A 16,873-nucleotide genomic window follows, 5' to 3' on the forward strand; every position below is an offset into this window, starting at 1 on the left:
AGTCGCAAATTGCCAAAAGCTAGTATTAAGTAATAAGTACAAAGTATTAAGTAACTATTGTAAAGTGGAATAGAGAAAATAGACTATAGAGAATAGACTTGTTTTATCAGTAATAAGTATTAAGTTCAAAGTATTAAGTGAGAATTTTAAAATTGGAATAGAGAACATAGAATATAGAGGAAAGAGAATAGGCTTATTTTGATTGAATCGTATTTGGTTGCTAAATTTTTGATATTTAAGTAGCCCGTAGCAATTATTCACTATTTCACTATCAAACTAACTCCTTAAAAATCACTGGTTCTCCGGTCTATTCTGCCAAATATGAATATACTGCCCAGTTGACATACGTCGTGCCATTTCTTTGGCTTTATCCGCTAATGTTCCTTCAAAGAGTTCATCGATGGTCTCAAACCAAAGTTGTAACCATTGTGCAAAATGATTTTGAGCAATTGTATGATTTAGATTTTTATCGACGTTGACATGAGCTTTAGAGGGGCTACCTCTAAAAGTGCGTACCCCAAATAAGTTAGATTCCCAAAAATCAGTGAGTTTGCTGAGGTGTACCGGCCATTGTTCTTCGGTAATATGTCCGTTGAAAATAGGCCCTAAAAATTCGTGCTGTTTTATTTTATCATAAAACGTATGCACTAGCAGGCTTACATCATCTTTATTGGTAATTTGGCTCATTACATTATTTAGGATATTTCTAACAAAAGTAATGTTTGTTCAGCTGTTATCACTCCCCTAATGTATTTAAGTACAGCGCCAAAACTAAACCTATTGCGGTAGCTAGACCGGTCCAATATTTATCTTCTTTATACGCTTTTGGAAATACTTCTAGCGCCAACGAAGCGGCTACTGCTCCACCTGCAAAGCATTTAATGTAGTTTAAATATTTGGTAGATACATTGGCAAGTAGATAATGCCCCAGTAAAGCGGACGCAGATAATATCAGCGCGGTACCGATCCATAGCCAAAGTATTTTCTTTTTAGAATCGGCATTTTCAGCCATTTCCTTTGCGCCACCTGCAGCTTCGGGTAAATTGGACAAAAGTATAGATCCGGATAATGCCGCAATGGATAACGGACTTGCACCAATTAAGGAAACTCCCAATGCCAAGTTTTCGGGTATTCCGTCTAAGGTGATGGCTGCGAGTAGGCCGCCGCCACTTTGTGAGTTCCATTTTTCCTTTACCAAATAATCTAATACGGTAAAGGTTATAGCGCCTACAAAGACCGTGGTCAATGCAATAGGTACCGAGTTTTTCTCAAGCGCAGGGTAAATTAGTTCTAATATTGCTGACACTAAAAGCGCTCCGCCGGCCAGAGCAACTAAAAAACCTTCCAATCTTTTGGACATATTACCGTAAAGTCCCCAAACAGCCCCTAAGATTAGGGCTCCAGAAACTATAAGAACTACAATAGCCGTCATCATAATTTATATATTTAAGCCACTATAAGTATCAATTATGCTATATAAAACTACAGATTATATTTATTCATGGGATAACGCACATATGTTCTTTCAATATTTTAATAAGTCTATAAACGGTGCGTATCAATACCTAAGGAAATCATACCATCGTACACGGCATTTTTGGCATAGCAGAGTGTTACTTTTTTAAGATTGGGAAAATGCTTGGCGTCTTCCGCACTTTTAATATCCCAATAATCTTCATCACCATTACCAAAGCGTAGCAAATTCGCATAAATTTCGTTTCCGCCATCTTGGTAAATCTCGGTTAAAAGGCCAACCATACTTTTGGGTATTTGAATATCTTTAAAGAATTGTGTTACCTCTGCAATAGGCGCGTATCCCTCTTCTTCAATAGCTATTTTTCGTTTGTTATACCATTCTGCAAATTCATAAAGTTCAAACTTTGGGTGAAGTACTTCTTGGTTATACATCAGTTCACCTATAACCGCTAGTTTAAACCCGAAGTCCATAAACTCTATATGCTCTTCTTTTAACGGTTCTAGTATATATTTACCTTTAGGAATTTCTTTTTTAGCATCTGTATTGATCCTAAATGAAAGTGCGTATGGTTCCGCTTCATTTTTATAAGTTAGTTTGCCCACTACATATTTAGGGTGCGCAATGTCTAAAAAATCACCGAACTGAACATTTTCGTCATTGATGAGAATAGTGCCTGAAAAGTTGTTTTTTGGAGCCAGGTCAAGTTGATGTTTTTTAGAAAAAATAAGACTAAAACCATAGATGTGACTATAGCTGCCACAAGAGCAGTATATACCTTCCGTATCCCAACAAATTATCGGACTTTTAGAAAGCTTCGTCTTTCCGGTTCTAGAAGGTTCGCCAAAGGCATTGACTAAGGTTTCATAGTTGGTAGGAAATTCAATGGCTACATCATTTATTAACAGATGCTCATTTGTGCCAACAATATGTATTGGCTTTGGTCGGTTTTTTTTAAGGAATGAAAACATGTGTTATTTGAATTCTAGGCAGGCATTAGAAATAGATTTTTTAGAAGCCGTTGATCTATTGCGTAATGTACTAAATTATTAGTTTGCCCTTTTAACTTTTGGTGCCAAAAGCATTAACTAATATTTCTGTTCTTTTAAGTTAACAGTGTGAATTTGAATTTGGGCTAGGATGATGGGTGTGTTTTCAATTAGGTGATTTGTAAGTTGCAAATGGGGGGAGATTTACTTTGGGTTTGTACCGTTTCTAGGATCCTGTTTAAGCACCTTGGCGGTAGTTCGATAAAAGGTAGGGGAGTAAGAATAAAATTCATGAGGTTGCTCAAAAAAGGTCTCTAACGTAATGGCAAAAAGTTCCATTAGATTAGTGCCGCCATAATCCCTGAATATGGTGTATTTGCCCTCACGGATAAGTGGTAGTTTCGTAGTTGCCAGTTCTTTCCAGGAGTTAAGATCTGCATCATTGAATATCTTTGAAAAGTAGGAGCCCTTAACATGCTCTATAATCAAACAATGACTGAATTCGTGTATGGCAATATTCAACCCATCATTAGTGATTATGAATCCTTTTTCTACGGCAGGCCAAGACATGTTTACTTGCTTGGTCACTGTATTTACATCGCCATCGTATAAAACATCTCTACCTTTATATGCATATGAAGACGGGGTGACGAATACTGTTTTAAAGATATTCAATACATCTTGTTTTAACCCAAATGTTATTTCAACAAAAGCACTTGAAATAACCAGTTTCATTTCTGTAGTAAGTTTAAAACCTTCCTTAGAACCAAAATTTGTGGTATTCAAAAATAGTAAGGTTCTAATTACGAACGACTGTTGGTGCTTTTTTGATAAAGCGGTATAATACGAGTTCCACTTGCTGAGTACCTCATGGCATTCATGCTTGCTGCTGGATCTAAGAAAAAGATTGAAGAAGGTATGTTTTAAGTTCAAGTAACTGATTTGATTTGGGCTATGGTTTTTTATTGGTGTGTAGCGAAAAGCTGCGGTAAAATTAGTATTATTCATTGATAACAACACTACCTATAAGCTCATTTTCAGTGGGATTTTCAAACCAAGTTTCCATAAAGTTAAAATTCTCTTTGGTGACCTCAAACTCAAAAGTTGCTCCTTTTTCGGTGTTACGCTGTTGTACGCGCTGCCATCTGGTTTCTTTGGAAATATTTAAGTAGTGAAGCGTAATGTTAAAACCCTGAGATGCTGCAAATGCCCGAAATTTCTCTCTATGTTCAAATTTTGATAGCCCTAGGTCTAAAATAGAATCGGTGCCGGACTGTTCTAATTGCGCTACCACGTTCAATATCATTTTTTCAGCTCGCTCAATACGTTTTAAAAACCATTCAAGTCCGTCCGTTTCGGTTTTGTCAGGTAGAAATAGGGTATTGTTCCAAGTGTCTATAGAGAAAATTACACCTTTGGTTTTCTTTTTCAGTTCGTTTGAATAGGTAGTTTTACCAGATCCGGTATTTCCTACAATGAGGTGTAGCATGGTTTATACTAAAAATCTAATTATAAAAATTTTCTACTGAACACTAAAACTCTTCTCAAGTAAATCAAACCCTGGCTTGTTGGTGGCTTGGTCTTCAATAGCTTGTTGTATTAGAATGGCAAAAGTTTTATTCCCTTTATGAAAGAAGTGAATATTGCCTTCATGGTCTAAGCCTAGAATACTTGCGGAAAATCTTATGGAAGATGTATCAATGTTGTTATAATTATTGTCAACGGCATCTTCAAATTGAATATTAGAATTTCTATAGATAATATTATTCTCCAATTCATCTTGAAAAATATATGCCCATTCATCAAGGTCAATTTCACCATTAAGCCATGTCATGGTAATAATACCACTAGAATCAAAACCATCTTTTTCTATAGATAGGTAATACCCTTGGTCATCTATATTCTCTTGATCCGTAATGCCCCAACCCGCAGGACTGGTCATTACTACACCGTCTCTTTCAAATTTTGCAGGTTTACTTTCGCTACAAGAAGTTAAGAGTAAAAATATAGAGGCTAATACCAGTAATGGTGTTTTCATGTGGTTTGGTTTGAGGAAAAAAAAATGTGTCAGAAAGACTAACGGAAATGTTTTGTTAAAATTTCCTTTTGCCTTTAAAATAATCACAAAACCAAATCATTAGCATGAAAACAGCAATGGTGAACTAGTTAAAATTTGAATATTCAGCAGATAATTTAAAATAGGTTTAATACTAAAATTTGAAAAGCCTTTTTTTATTTTTTAAATCAAAATTTAATTAAATTGACCAGGTGTTTTAATGTAACAAGAGTTTGTTATTTCTATTTTAACCCGTCACGTATTTTTACAAGTTCTTTTTGTAGATCACCCATGTCAAATAAAACGAAAGCATTATACGTCAATGTAACTTCAGTGCTATTTTCATTAAATTTAATTGTTAGATTTTTGGGCAGATATTTACCTGTAATAGTAATTATAGTACCAGGTTATTTTAATTTAAGGTTATTCTTATCTTTTTCAAATATCTGAAAACCGTACTCTCTTAAATATAAAATAGCTTTTTCTTTCTCTAAAGCCTGATTGATGGTTAATGTTTTTCCTTTCATAATAATTAATTCTTTTAAAAGAGATTTTTTTTAGGATTTACATAGGTGCAGGAGGTGCAGGAGGTGGTGGCGAACCTACATTCTTGTTTGTAGTTAATAAGTCACCATTATTTATAAAAGAAATTAGTTCGGTTACTTTACTAACTATTTTTTCAATGTTACCATTTTCATTGACGACAATATGGGTGGGATATGTATTTATAGAAAGTTTGTTTTCAATAAAATCTTCTTGGTTAGGTACAGTATTATATTTAAAAACTTTTTTAGATAGAAATTTGTCTAAAGCAACTTTGTTATCAAGCGCCAAACTTATAAATTCAACATCTTCTCTTTTTGAATATTCGTCGGCGAAGTTATTCAGCTCAGGAAATTCCGCTATACAAGGTTTACAATTAATGAACCAACATTTGAATATTAATGTTTTTCCTTTGGTATTATCATTGGTGTAAATTTTTCCGTTTAAATCGGTAAAATTGAAATCAGGAAATGGAGTTCCTTCCATTCTATATTTTGAATAAATTTTTTCAGAAGCAAGTTTTACGGTTTTTGAAATCTGTTTATCTGCTGAGCTAGATAATTTGTAGAGTTGGTACTGCTTTACATTGTCTGGAGCAACAAGTTTTACGGCAATATAATCGCCAGTAGTTAAAGATGTTAGAAAATCGTCTTTACTGATGGTTTCAGATTTATCGTTTATCGCAATAAATTCTGAGGATAAAAGAATGTTATTTTCATGATATGTCCACCACTTTATAAAATCGGATTCTAAAATAGTTACATCTACATCTAATTTGGGTGTTCCATTTTCAACATTTGTTTTTTGCGGAGTTTTATTTTCCTTGCAAGATGTTAAACCAATAACTAGTAATAGAATTAGTAGATTTTTCATAGATATAATCTGGTTTATAGAGAAGCTTAATTGGTGTATGTGCTATTAAAATGATTTTATACCCGCATAATTTAAGTATATTATATCAGGTTTGTAAATAAAATCTTACCAATTGGTCTTTTTGGTATTGGGAATATGGTTTTGTCCAATACTATCTATGAAAACGTAAGTATGAAATTTTGTCTGTCCTAGCTTCTTTTAAAATTTTAAGTTTATCAATAAGTATGGTCGGTATTAATTACTTATTCGCCTCTTTAGCCTGCTCTTCTAAATCGGCAATATTTTTAAATTTTTGAAACGGCAATTCTTTGTTGGTCGCTTTTATCTTTGCAACTAAATCAAGAATTAAATCTAAAGGTTTGGCTTCATAGCCGAACATATTTTGATCAAACCCAATACCTGCAAGTATACCGTCATTTTCCATGCCTACGCCCCAATTCTCTATAAAATCAACTAATGCAATTTCAGTAATTATATAATTGGCCCAATGGTTTATAGTGCAAGATTTTGCTCTTTCACCTTCTGCCCAAAAGCACAAAATGTCTACAGGCCTGCCTTGTTCATTTTCATAATGGGCAGAGGCAGAGGTGGCAAACCCATCTTGGTTTTGTAGCGCATATACAACGTCTGTTTTACAAACTGTCTGTATAAATCTTTTGTACCTGTTTTTAATTAAATCGGAGCCTTGTTGTTCCATGTTTTGTTTTTGAGGGAAGTAAGTATAACGTTAGTTTTTATTTATCGAATTGAAAGTAAAGTATTGTTGACCAATTGTCAATGCCTAAGAGCGATCTTTTTTCAGCTTGTTTATTTGCTATAGCTTTCTTAATAGGTGCTTTTTCTGTCTCTGACAATACAGGTACTGATTTTTTGAACCAACTTTTCTTTGTCATCTGATCTCTTTGGGATACCAAAGCCGTTATTTCTTTATTTAAGGATTCTACCTGTTTTATGAAGCTTTCAATAGTTTTTTCTATTTGCGTAACTTCATTAAATACTTCAAGGTTTTGTTCTTCAAATGGTTCATTTCCCATTTCATACAATTCACCACCTTCAAGAAAGAAGTATTTTAAATCGAATTTGTTGTCGTTGAAAAACTGTTTTGTTTTTTCAATTTCAGATTTAAGATACTCGGGTTCAAATAAATTTAAGGTTTGCAATCTGTCCAAGAATTTAAATAGACTGTCCTTCCCTTTTTTGGCGTCTCCACTTATGGTTATTGGGTGTTCGTAATCCCATAGAACAGATTTGCTATTTAGTGTATCGTTGCTTAGTAATATCTTGTAAGACAACGGAATTTCATAAGCGTATTCAGAAACGCTTAATACAGAGTCTTCTGGAGTTTTTGCTCTATCTAGTCTATTGAAATCAAGATTGTATAGGTAACTTCTATTTGCCATTTTTAATACTTTTTTTGAATTATAGCTAACGTGTTTGGGAATGATTAATTATTTTAAATAGTATTTTCTAAGATTAGCCGGTGAATTTAGGGAGTACAAAATGAACTTAAGAATTGATAAATTCCATTTTTTAAACTTTTATGTAAGTTACCTTTTTTAGTACCATGCCAATAAACTGTGTTTGTGCCAGTAATAAGAAATTCCTTGTCTTCGACTTTAAAGCTTAAATCGGTATTCATTATAGCATCAGCAGTTCTAAAGTGCCATTCAATTCGTTCAATTTTAACAATTACGTTTACCACATTATCATTAGGAAAGCCAAAAGAGTTTTTTACACTTAGATTGGTGCTCATATTTTGTTGTAATTCCTCAATTGCGGCTACAAATGTTGATTCATAATCAGGAATTTTTGATTCACCAATACTTGGTCCTGTTTTCTCAATTTTAGCATAATTACTTTCATTGTCGAAAGTGAATTCAAATGATTTACTGCAATCTAAATTAGAAGCTAATTTGTTTATTTTTTTGTGGGAAGAACAACTGGTAATTAATAGGATAGATATAGAATATAGAAAAGATTTTAATTTCATTATGTGTAAGTGCTATTTAGATTTTATAACGTATTAATAAAGGATTAGTTGTCCTTAAAAAATGGAAATCAAAAAGGTTCAAAATTATTTCTTACCGCAGATTTTTATTGGTACTGTAATTATCTTCGTTTAGTATGTTACGTATAACGGTTCTAGTTCTAAAAGCTATTACAAGTCCAATTGTAAATGTTTTTATAGTAGTACAAAATATAAATGCAATAAAAGGTAAGACAAAAAAACCGAACTCATTTTCTTGGTTGAAGGAAGCAATAGCAGAAAAAACTGTCCAAATAACTAAGTTGATTAGTAGCGAATACTTAAATGACGTTAGCAATAGTGAGTTTCCTTTTTCTATACTTTTTTGAGCTAAAATACCGCCAAACCATAGTGCAATTATAAAAGATATGACAAGTCCAACTATAGATTTGCCATATAAACTCAATATTATAAAGCTTAATAGACCTTCTCCCGATAAAAGAGGAGGAAGTATAATTGTAGAAGCAATAAATAAAAGTCCAATTGGGAGGCCAATTATGTAAGAAGTCAAAACGCTTTTTCCTAAGGATTTCTTCATTAATAGTCTAATTTATCCTATTACTGCTAATGGCTCATTAAAAGGAAAGTTACTTTATAAATTAGGGACAACGTTTCGGATTAAATTCAAACCTCATTTTTAATTTGCGTATTAATTTAGGATTGGTCCAACGGATTAAAAATAAGATTATCCACAGCTCCTTACTAGAATTTTCAACGTAATAATTCGGTCAAATATACAGTTACGAAAATCCAGCCCAAATATAATGCAGTATAGGTTAGCGAATAGATAGCAGAAATTCCAATATCTCCTTTTGTTTTCGGTGATTTTGAAAACACCAATCTTAAGGCTCTAAAAAACACCCAGTAAAGCATCGCTAATATTATAGAAATAGAAACCCAAAAAAAAGCTTCTAATAAAATTAGAAGTACAAAAATCAATATCGACATTCCTATCCAGAGTACTATTGACATTATAAATCCGCCAATTCCATCTCCAGCTTCAATACTAGGTAAATTGGGCGTGGTGCCAGCGTTGGTGATAAATTCTCCAGTTTTAAAATCGCGAAACTTTGGAAAGTCATCTTTTAATCCAATTCCGCTATACAATCCGTAAGTCATAAACAGAAAAAGTACAGTCCCAATTATTGATAGGGACAAGTAAAGATTTGAAGTTACCGTACGGTTATAATTTTCGCCAGTCAAATAAACGGTAAGTATCGTAATTCCTATTACAACTAAGGAAACTATAAAAACTGATTTTCCTTTTAGATATGTTTTTTGTGCTTTCAAATATTATTCAAATATTGGTCAACGTTATCTTTTAGAAGAAGTTGCATATTTGTGCTCGTCAACTTTATAGTATTATACTAACCTATAGTTATTTTTATACTTGCGCTTTATCATTTAAGCCGCTACAAACTATATTTTGTTTTAGGGGTGGTTACTTTAAAAACCATTATTCAAAATATCTTTATTATCTATCAATTTTCGGAAAAAATCTTCTAGGTTGTCAGCTATAAAACGAATTTTGTTTTCATCTGCTCCAAAGGCAATTATTTGTCCAGATGTTCCTTTGTTGCCAGGTGCATAATCTATTGCAATAAAGTTTCCGCTACCAGTGCTTAAAAAAGGAATCCAATAAGGATTAGTGTACATTCCTATTGTTTTTCTTCCATCTGCATAACTATTTCCTGTTAAATCTGTCAACATCCAATCAACGCTATCATAAATTTTTTTCCAGTTGTTCCATTCGTCAAGTATTTGTTCCGCAGTCAAAAATCCCGTGTTTTCAATTCCGTTATGCAAAGTGAGCAATAGTTTTAATTCTTCAGGGAATGCATAGCCTGCTGAATTTTCAAACTCTTCATATACTTTTTCATTATTCTTAGATAAGTTTGGTTTAATGTTTTTGGCTTTTATGAATTCTTGGAATAACTCTCTTAAAAGAGCTTTGTCTACTACAGAGGGGCGGGTAGTGTTAATATACTTTTTAATATAGTTTTGCTTTTCTTTGGCAATTTTAGCTTCATTGTATTGCTTAGGAGCATTTTTATACAGATAAGCTCCAGTATTTTCATAAGGTTTTTGATCGATCAGCATTCCAGAGTTTACCCATTTCTGAGAAAACAGTCCTTTCCCTAAAGTAAGCATAAATTGTGGGTTAGGATTAAGCTCAGGTTGTCTTTCAAATTGACCGTTGTCTTTATATTTTTCCAGTTTTTGATATTGATCTTTGAAGATTATATCCATCCATAACTTAAAGTTACCTTCATCCTTTACATGCATTCCTATTATGCTTTTATCAGATAAATAAACGAAAGCATTATAATATAACTTATCGTCTTTTGGTGTAATGATAATTAGTTTAAGAACTGTATGCTCAAATTTTTCGGATAAATGCTTTAACAGACTATCTCTAAATCCCATTTTGTCATAAGATTTATAGTCTCTTGCGGTGGTACTTTTATGATTAGAGTAATCTTTAAAGTAGGGTTCTGGAATCTCTTTTAATGCAATGGTATTAAATATAATGTCTACAAGTTCTACTTTCTTTAGTTGATTGTTATAAGGAATAGATTGGATATTCATTTTACTTGAGCAATGAGTTAATAATAATAAAACTATGACTAAAAAATATTTCATTTCAGGTATTTCACTTTTGATTAATAGGGTTGGCCATTTTTTTGTTTTATCCTTTTGTTTTAAAAGCCAATGAAGATTTGGAGGACGTATTTTATAGTTTTGAACATTGGTTTAAATACCAAAACCTATATTAATTATAGTCATTATTACCTGCTGGCTTTCTGTTCATTTTTTATAGTATTCTTTTTTCGCTTTCTTCTGTTTATAGTAAGCTACAAAGATCAAGGATAATGGAAAAAATAATAGTATTAAAATCCATTTTAAAATGTTCAAAATTAAATTCATTATCCAATAATTAAGTAAATAAAAACTACGTTCAAAGCTACTGTTGATCCAATGGTCATAATCATTGTCTGTTTAGATATTTTATAAATATTTCTAATTATTTCTTTACAAATCAACCATAATGTGCCACCAAAGAATATTATAGTCATTATGTATGTAATTGGTGATACTGTTGGGAATAATGATTCAAGGGCTGGTATTCCTGAAGGTTCCCGTCCTAAGCTCATAAAAAATAGTCCTATAGCGGAGATTGTTGAATAAGTTAGATATATGGATAGCAAAACCCAACCACTTTTTTTTCGTTTCCAAAATAGAAATATCGCAACTGGCAATATAATAAGGGGAAAGCAATACTCAACCAAACTTAAATCCCAGTTTACTTCGCCTTCAGAAAACATATAGCTAAGCATTCCAAATTCCTTAAAAATTGTAAAAACAGTAACTGCCACAAAAATTAGGGTTGTAAGTCTAATGATTTTTTCCGGCGTTTGAATTCCGTTTTGAACAGGATTGACAGTTTCGAGAAAGGTTGAGGCACCTTGTTTTATTTTTTCTTCTTGGCGTTTCCGTTTTCTAATTTCTAGTCTCTTTATTTCTTGTTGCTCGTTTATATCAGTTTCAACTTTTCTTAATTCCTCTGTAGATAATTCTCGACTATCAATTTCCGTTTTGGCAGTTTCTACAGCTATTGGATTGTATTTGTCTGATTCCGCTATAATCTTTAGAAGTTCGAAATTGGATAGTTTTTTATAAAGTTCTGTAAATTCGGTCATCTATTGAATTTTTTCGGTCTGCTTGTAACGGTTTGGACTATGGCACATAATGCTGGCAAGGAATTTTTTTGTTTCCGTTTGGTCTGTTGGCCAGAGCTTTTTGTTTTGTAATTATTTTTTATTGCCAAATCCAAAAGATTTGGCGGACTTAGCAAATAAGCCCAAACATTTAAATACGTCACTTTTTGCCCTATTTGCTATAGCCATTTTTGGGCAAAGTTTTTTCTTTTACAAATGTGAAATTATACATTCCGCACCTTGTTTAATTGCCTTAGCTTTCTTTTTCACCCAACCTTTCGCCTCCTTATCCTCATGTCCACCATTAACATGGGGTGTTCTGATATATGTTATAACTTCATTTGAAAGAATGTCCAATTCTTCTTTGGTTAATTTGAATGTAAGGAAGTAGGATGTGAAATTTTTATCGGGAAAAGTAAATCCACCTGGAGCTGATGTAGCTCTTCTTGCATTTTCAATCGTTGGCTGACAGTCCCTATCCGATTTAATCTCAAGTGTTTTCCCACTTGCAAATTTAAAATAGATACTAGTTCCCTTGTCAAAAATGAAATCTCTTTCTCCCGAAAAATTGAATTCAAATTCAAATCTGACAACATTATCCTTTAATTCAAAAAAAACAAGCCTTTCCTTAAACTGGAATTCCACAGTCTTTTCATTTGTGAATGGGTCCGTTGATTCTTTGCATTTTTGAGAATTTACATTTGAAAGAATCAGTAAAAAGACAATAGTAATCCAATATTTATAGTTCATGTTATTTATTCTTCGTTAGATGTTTATTCAAATTATTTACAACGGCTATGGCAAGTAAGACAAGGAAGGAAACTTTTCGTTTCCGCCTGCCTGCCGGCAGGCAGGTCTACGCACGAAGATAAAGCTTATTGTTTAGTTTTATTTTTTCATGTCCAAAGCTAAATCCACTCCCGATAGCTATCAGGATTAGCGAGTTTATAAATATACACGGACCTTTCAGTTTTGACCTAAAGTCCGCATTACGTTTAGGTATTGTTGTGCGGAGTTTTTTTACGTAAGATTTGCACTTTTCCATTGCGAAATATTAATAAGTCCATCAGCGCAAACTAGTTTAGATTTCCATCGTTCGTTGACTTTCATTTTTTATCCAACTCGGTACTTTACCAGCTGCTAGCATTTTTTTAATTAAGTTTAAGTGATAATATTCCGCCTCTTTTAAATCAGCATTATATATTATTAGTTTATTTCCAATCCAAATTTGCAAGTCCCAATCATATCGATATTTTCCATTTTTCGACATTAAATATGGTTTTTTCTGAAATTGAATAATTTGGTCAATTAGTTCGTTTTTGGAATTAAGTTTCTTACCCATAAACTTTTCTTTAAACAATCGAGCATCGGATTCTGAAATTCTGCCATTTTCTTTGTTTAATTTCTCAAAATGAGTTCCATCTTCCCACCCAATAATTGAAACACTTGATTTTTCTCGACCTCGAGTGAATTCTATTATCCAATTGATAAAATCTTTCTCTGAAATTTTATTAAAATTATTCATTTTCTCAAAATGACGCACAACGGATAATGATAAGAGGAGGAGCGACGAAGGATTTCTTCCTTCTTATCTATTGTTAGTAAGCGTTATTCATTTTTCGTTGCTATATTCCTCAGAATATTTCCTCATTTTAATTTCAAATTGTTTTCTAAAATCACCAACTCTTTTAAGGTTTATTATACTTGGAAGAAAATAGTACGGACTAAAATCCATTCCAACCTTAGGTTTTGTATTGACTGCTGGTCTATTAAAAAGCACATTCTTTTCATCTTCTAATTCGATCAAAAATTCATTGGTTGGCAAATTCCGACGAAACACGTCTAATACATAACTTAGGCAAGCATCAATTTCAATCTTATTTTCTTGATTGCTTAGATCTTCGAGTTCGTATTTACTGGTTAAATAGCTCTCAATTTTATCTAATGATTGGACAGAATAATCAAATTGATTTTTAGTCTCTTGATTAAGTGTTTGTTTCCAATCTAAAATTCTTTCTTCTATAGTTTGAATCCAAGAATTGAAATTTTCTAACTTTTCATTTTTTTCTTCTTGTGTCATTTATTTTGCTTGTCTGTATCTTATGCTTACTAACGGTATTGTTTATGGCTCGTAGCGTGTAAATTATCGATTATTTTCGGATTAAGCACAAGCCAGATTTTTAAATTTTACTATTTATCTTTTTACTTGGAAATCGTCAAATTTAAAAATTTGGCGACTTTTCAAAAATACCCAAACCTTTGGTTAAGCAACGACTTGCGCTATTTTTTATATACAATGTTGCCAGTAGTACTTTCTTCTAATACTGTATTTTTATTTCTCTAAATTCATGTTTTTCAATTACTTTCAACGCTTCAATTAAAAGCTGAATTTTATTAGCTATTTGACAAAAGTATTTTGAATTTTTAAATTCTGTCATTATTCCCACTAATCTATAATCGACTACCTCTTTTCCAGTTAATGGATTTTTATAGAAAAGTAAAAGCCAAAGTCCGCAACCACTAATTCCATAAAAGTGTGTGTCAATTTTGGATTTTTTATTTGTTTTTATATCCTTTCCCTTTCCTTGCATATCAACTATGATATAATCTTTCTTTGAGAATCCGAAATATTTATATCGATTATCTTTACTTGCACTTGTCAAGAAAAATGATGCTCCTGTATTAAATGGCTCGTTTTCTTTCGTAATGTTCTTTTCTGGAAAACCTAAAACACAATAATTCATTGCGTAAAATAAGTTGTGATGACTTCTTATTTGGTTAATTTCAAGAGGAATATATGGTTTACATAGAGGTTCAATTATTTGTTGGTCAACCTTTATATATGCTAAATCAATTCCTTTGCTTTTACTAATATCAGTATATTTTATATCTCCAAGAACATTTATAAATGACTTTTCAGCAACTCGAATTCTTAAATCTTCTGTTGGATTCTTCTCGAAAAAATCGGCAACGTGAGATGCTGTAAATATGAAATAATCATCGTGGATTTTTGCAAAAACTCCTGAGCCAAATGGTTCAAGTCGTTTCTTACCTTTTTTGAAAAACTGGATTGTATGTCTTAAAATTCGGTTTGTGATTAAATCACTTACAATTTTGTCTGTTTCTTTAGTGTATTGGTTTTCGGTCATAGAATACTAGTGGAATATTCGTGAAACTTTCTATTTAGGAACGACAATCTCAGGTTTGCTGATTGCTGAGTTGTTCTTAGATTTCTCTACTATTTCGTCAGCGTCTTTATTTAATTCATAAAGTTTCTCTCTTTCCAACTTTAATTTTTCATCAAGGAAATTATGCCTTAACTCAAATTCAGTAAATATTTCGCTCCAAGTTTTAACGTAAACCTTAATTCTACCTTCATCATTGTATACTAAAGATTCTTCTCCGTGGTTTTTATTTGTCTTAATCTGTCTTTCAATAAATTGACTAGTGTTAAATTTATTTCCAATGAGATAAAATTTCCAAGACATATTTGGTGCATTAAATTCTTGTCTTGAACTTATTACACTTAAGTATTTCATTACTTGAGAGTATTCTTTTTCTCCTAGTGGTATTTTAGGGTGTTTTAATTCAAGAACGATATTCTCAATTTTGGCATCTTTTTTATGTTGTCTACAAGCAAAAATATCCATTTCTCTATTCTTGTCGATATGGTCTATTTTTTGGTCTTTAATTTCGCCTGTTGTTTTATAAATATATCTTTTCAATGCTTCCTCAAATTTTGGTTCAGCAGCTGTGACTAAATGATATTCTTCACCGAAAAGCCAATAATGATTTTCTATTAAATCTTGTAAGTGAGGAATTTCTTTTGCCTCAAGTTCTTCATTAAACACAAGTTCTTTTAATTGGTAATATGTTTTATATCTGTCTTCAATTAATTTAATTGTATTTATGACTCTGTTTAAACTTGTTTTATGTAAAATATTCGATAAGTCTTCTCTTTCTTCTGGTTCTAGTTTAGTAACGCCTTCGATTATTTTGAAAATATTTTCTCTTTCGTTAGAGTCAAGTAGTAAGTCTATAAATTGGACAAATATCTTTTTTTGTTCAAGGTTTAAATTAGAAAAAATTTTAGGTTGGACTTCGTATAATCCAATAATAGTATCTTTTAACTCTTTACTTCTAATCTGCTCCCAAGAGTTATTGTAAGTTGGTATTATACCATCTAACTCATAATCCATTACCAGTCTTTCAGCATATGCTCTTAAGTAAGGCTTTCGTTTGGTTTTTAAGTATTCGTTAAGTTTATTAATTAAATATTTGTATTCAACAGATGATTTTGCCTTTGCAAACAAACTTATTTGATTGCTTTCTTCATTTTTTGTAAAATCGAAATGTGAAAAGAAGTCACTTTCAATATAAATACTGTGGTAGTAATAATCTCCTTTTTTATTAAGTGTTGTGAAGTTTTTATATATCTCTTTTCCGCTAGAGTCTTGAAAATAAAACTTAGAGTGTTCCTTATTTAATGATTCAGTCCATTGGACATATTTTATTTTGAAAAAACTATTGCTATTTTCTAATTCGAAAAAATCCCTATCTGCAACTAAATCTGAGTAATCTAGTGGTATTCCATTTATTAGAATTGTATACTTTTTATTTAATTCTAAAAACCAACAAAACTCTTTCTTTATATAGTTTGTCAATTCTTGTTCAAATGTATCTAGACCAATAAGCAAATTGGTAAAGTAAACAGTAGTTCCGGTAAATTTTGAATCTGGGTTTACAAAATTGTTATCATAAACTTTTAAATTTTCTGCTGAAATACTTATTGTGCCTCCTTTAACACCTTTTTTTTCATAAAATGTAGTCCATTTAGCATCGTTTGCAAAAGTGAAAAATGTAAGTCTACCAACTCCGTTTTTGCCGTGTAGAATTGAAGAATGCTTTGGTGATTGAATTTGAATTGATTTTTCGGAATCATAGAAATTATCAAACTTGTGCGATAAATTTTCAAGGTCAATTCCAGTTCCATTATCTTTTACTTGAATATAATCAAGTCGTCCTAATTCATTGGAATCATAATTTATTTCAATTTGAGTAGCTTTTGCGTCAAAACCATTCCAAATATATTCGGCAAACGAAGAAGCAGGATTATAGTTCTTTAATACCTTTTTAATTCCTTTAGAGGTGATTTTCGCTTCTTTCTGCATTTGGTTTTGGTATTACTGGTAA

19 protein-coding genes are annotated in these 16,873 nt (G+C 31.9%); all 19 read right to left on the reverse strand.

Annotation, left to right across the window (positions count from 1 at the left end; translation table 11 throughout):
* Window positions 1-291: 291 nt before the first annotated feature.
* The 19 genes from PXC01_RS17260 to PXC01_RS17350 all read right to left on the reverse strand — a co-directional run bounded on the left by PXC01_RS17260 (window position 292) and on the right by PXC01_RS17350 (window position 16,851).
* Window positions 292-687: a group III truncated hemoglobin gene (locus PXC01_RS17260; protein WP_276473530.1), complete on the reverse strand. Its 396-nt coding sequence runs from the start codon at window positions 685-687 to the stop codon at window positions 292-294.
* A 49-nt stretch (window positions 688-736) separates the two neighbouring features.
* Window positions 737-1,435, reverse strand: coding sequence for a ZIP family metal transporter (locus PXC01_RS17265; RefSeq protein ID WP_276473531.1), 699 nt, complete (start codon window positions 1,433-1,435; stop codon window positions 737-739).
* A gap of 107 nt (window positions 1,436-1,542) precedes the next feature.
* Complete coding sequence (locus PXC01_RS17270) at window positions 1,543-2,445, reverse strand: DUF6892 domain-containing protein (RefSeq protein ID WP_276473532.1); 903 nt, start codon at window positions 2,443-2,445, stop codon at window positions 1,543-1,545.
* Window positions 2,446-2,667: 222 nt separating this feature from the next.
* The gene (locus PXC01_RS17275; RefSeq protein WP_276473533.1) at window positions 2,668-3,471 is read right to left on the reverse strand and encodes a zinc-dependent peptidase; all 804 of its coding nucleotides are present in this window, start codon (window positions 3,469-3,471) and stop codon (window positions 2,668-2,670) included.
* Window positions 3,464-3,952 (reverse strand): P-loop nucleotide/nucleoside kinase family protein, encoded by a 489-nt coding sequence (locus PXC01_RS17280; protein ID WP_276473534.1) that lies wholly within the window; start codon window positions 3,950-3,952, stop codon window positions 3,464-3,466. Before PXC01_RS17280 ends, PXC01_RS17275 begins: the two co-directional genes overlap by 8 nt.
* Before the next feature lie 33 nt (window positions 3,953-3,985).
* The gene (locus PXC01_RS17285; RefSeq protein WP_276473535.1) at window positions 3,986-4,501 is read right to left on the reverse strand and encodes a hypothetical protein; all 516 of its coding nucleotides are present in this window, start codon (window positions 4,499-4,501) and stop codon (window positions 3,986-3,988) included.
* 582 nt (window positions 4,502-5,083) lie between these two features.
* The gene (locus PXC01_RS17290) at window positions 5,084-5,935 is read right to left on the reverse strand and encodes a TlpA family protein disulfide reductase (protein WP_276473536.1); all 852 of its coding nucleotides are present in this window, start codon (window positions 5,933-5,935) and stop codon (window positions 5,084-5,086) included.
* Window positions 5,936-6,173: 238 nt separating this feature from the next.
* Window positions 6,174-6,632, reverse strand: a complete 459-nt coding sequence (locus PXC01_RS17295; protein ID WP_276473537.1) for a DUF2750 domain-containing protein — start codon at window positions 6,630-6,632, stop codon at window positions 6,174-6,176.
* Window positions 6,633-6,669: 37 nt separating this feature from the next.
* Window positions 6,670-7,335, reverse strand: a complete 666-nt coding sequence (locus tag PXC01_RS17300) for a DUF7822 domain-containing protein (protein WP_276473538.1) — start codon at window positions 7,333-7,335, stop codon at window positions 6,670-6,672.
* A gap of 86 nt (window positions 7,336-7,421) precedes the next feature.
* Window positions 7,422-7,925, reverse strand: coding sequence for a hypothetical protein (locus tag PXC01_RS17305; protein WP_276473539.1), 504 nt, complete (start codon window positions 7,923-7,925; stop codon window positions 7,422-7,424).
* 91 nt (window positions 7,926-8,016) lie between these two features.
* On the reverse strand, window positions 8,017-8,499 hold the full coding sequence (locus PXC01_RS17310) for a hypothetical protein (RefSeq protein WP_276473540.1): 483 nt from the start codon (window positions 8,497-8,499) through the stop codon (window positions 8,017-8,019).
* A 173-nt stretch (window positions 8,500-8,672) separates the two neighbouring features.
* The gene (locus PXC01_RS17315) at window positions 8,673-9,251 is read right to left on the reverse strand and encodes a hypothetical protein (protein ID WP_276473541.1); all 579 of its coding nucleotides are present in this window, start codon (window positions 9,249-9,251) and stop codon (window positions 8,673-8,675) included.
* Between the two features lie 156 nt (window positions 9,252-9,407).
* Window positions 9,408-10,604: an SMI1/KNR4 family protein gene (locus PXC01_RS17320; RefSeq protein WP_276473542.1), complete on the reverse strand. Its 1,197-nt coding sequence runs from the start codon at window positions 10,602-10,604 to the stop codon at window positions 9,408-9,410.
* A 284-nt stretch (window positions 10,605-10,888) separates the two neighbouring features.
* Entirely contained in the window at window positions 10,889-11,662 is a 774-nt protein-coding gene (locus PXC01_RS17325) for a hypothetical protein (protein WP_276473543.1), read from the reverse strand.
* Between the two features lie 228 nt (window positions 11,663-11,890).
* Window positions 11,891-12,430: a hypothetical protein gene (locus tag PXC01_RS17330; protein WP_276473544.1), complete on the reverse strand. Its 540-nt coding sequence runs from the start codon at window positions 12,428-12,430 to the stop codon at window positions 11,891-11,893.
* Window positions 12,431-12,761: 331 nt separating this feature from the next.
* Entirely contained in the window at window positions 12,762-13,205 is a 444-nt protein-coding gene (locus tag PXC01_RS17335) for a hypothetical protein (RefSeq protein ID WP_276473545.1), read from the reverse strand.
* 87 nt (window positions 13,206-13,292) lie between these two features.
* Window positions 13,293-13,760, reverse strand: a complete 468-nt coding sequence (locus tag PXC01_RS17340) for a hypothetical protein (protein WP_276473546.1) — start codon at window positions 13,758-13,760, stop codon at window positions 13,293-13,295.
* Between the two features lie 238 nt (window positions 13,761-13,998).
* A complete protein-coding gene (locus tag PXC01_RS17345) occupies window positions 13,999-14,829 on the reverse strand; it encodes a hypothetical protein (protein ID WP_276473547.1) in 831 nt (276 codons plus the stop codon).
* Between the two features lie 30 nt (window positions 14,830-14,859).
* Window positions 14,860-16,851 (reverse strand): ATP-binding protein, encoded by a 1,992-nt coding sequence (locus PXC01_RS17350; protein ID WP_276473548.1) that lies wholly within the window; start codon window positions 16,849-16,851, stop codon window positions 14,860-14,862.
* Window positions 16,852-16,873: the final 22 nt, after the last annotated feature.

The sequence above is a fragment of the Maribacter huludaoensis genome (assembly GCF_029350945.1).
GTDB lineage: Bacteria > Bacteroidota > Bacteroidia > Flavobacteriales > Flavobacteriaceae > Maribacter > Maribacter huludaoensis.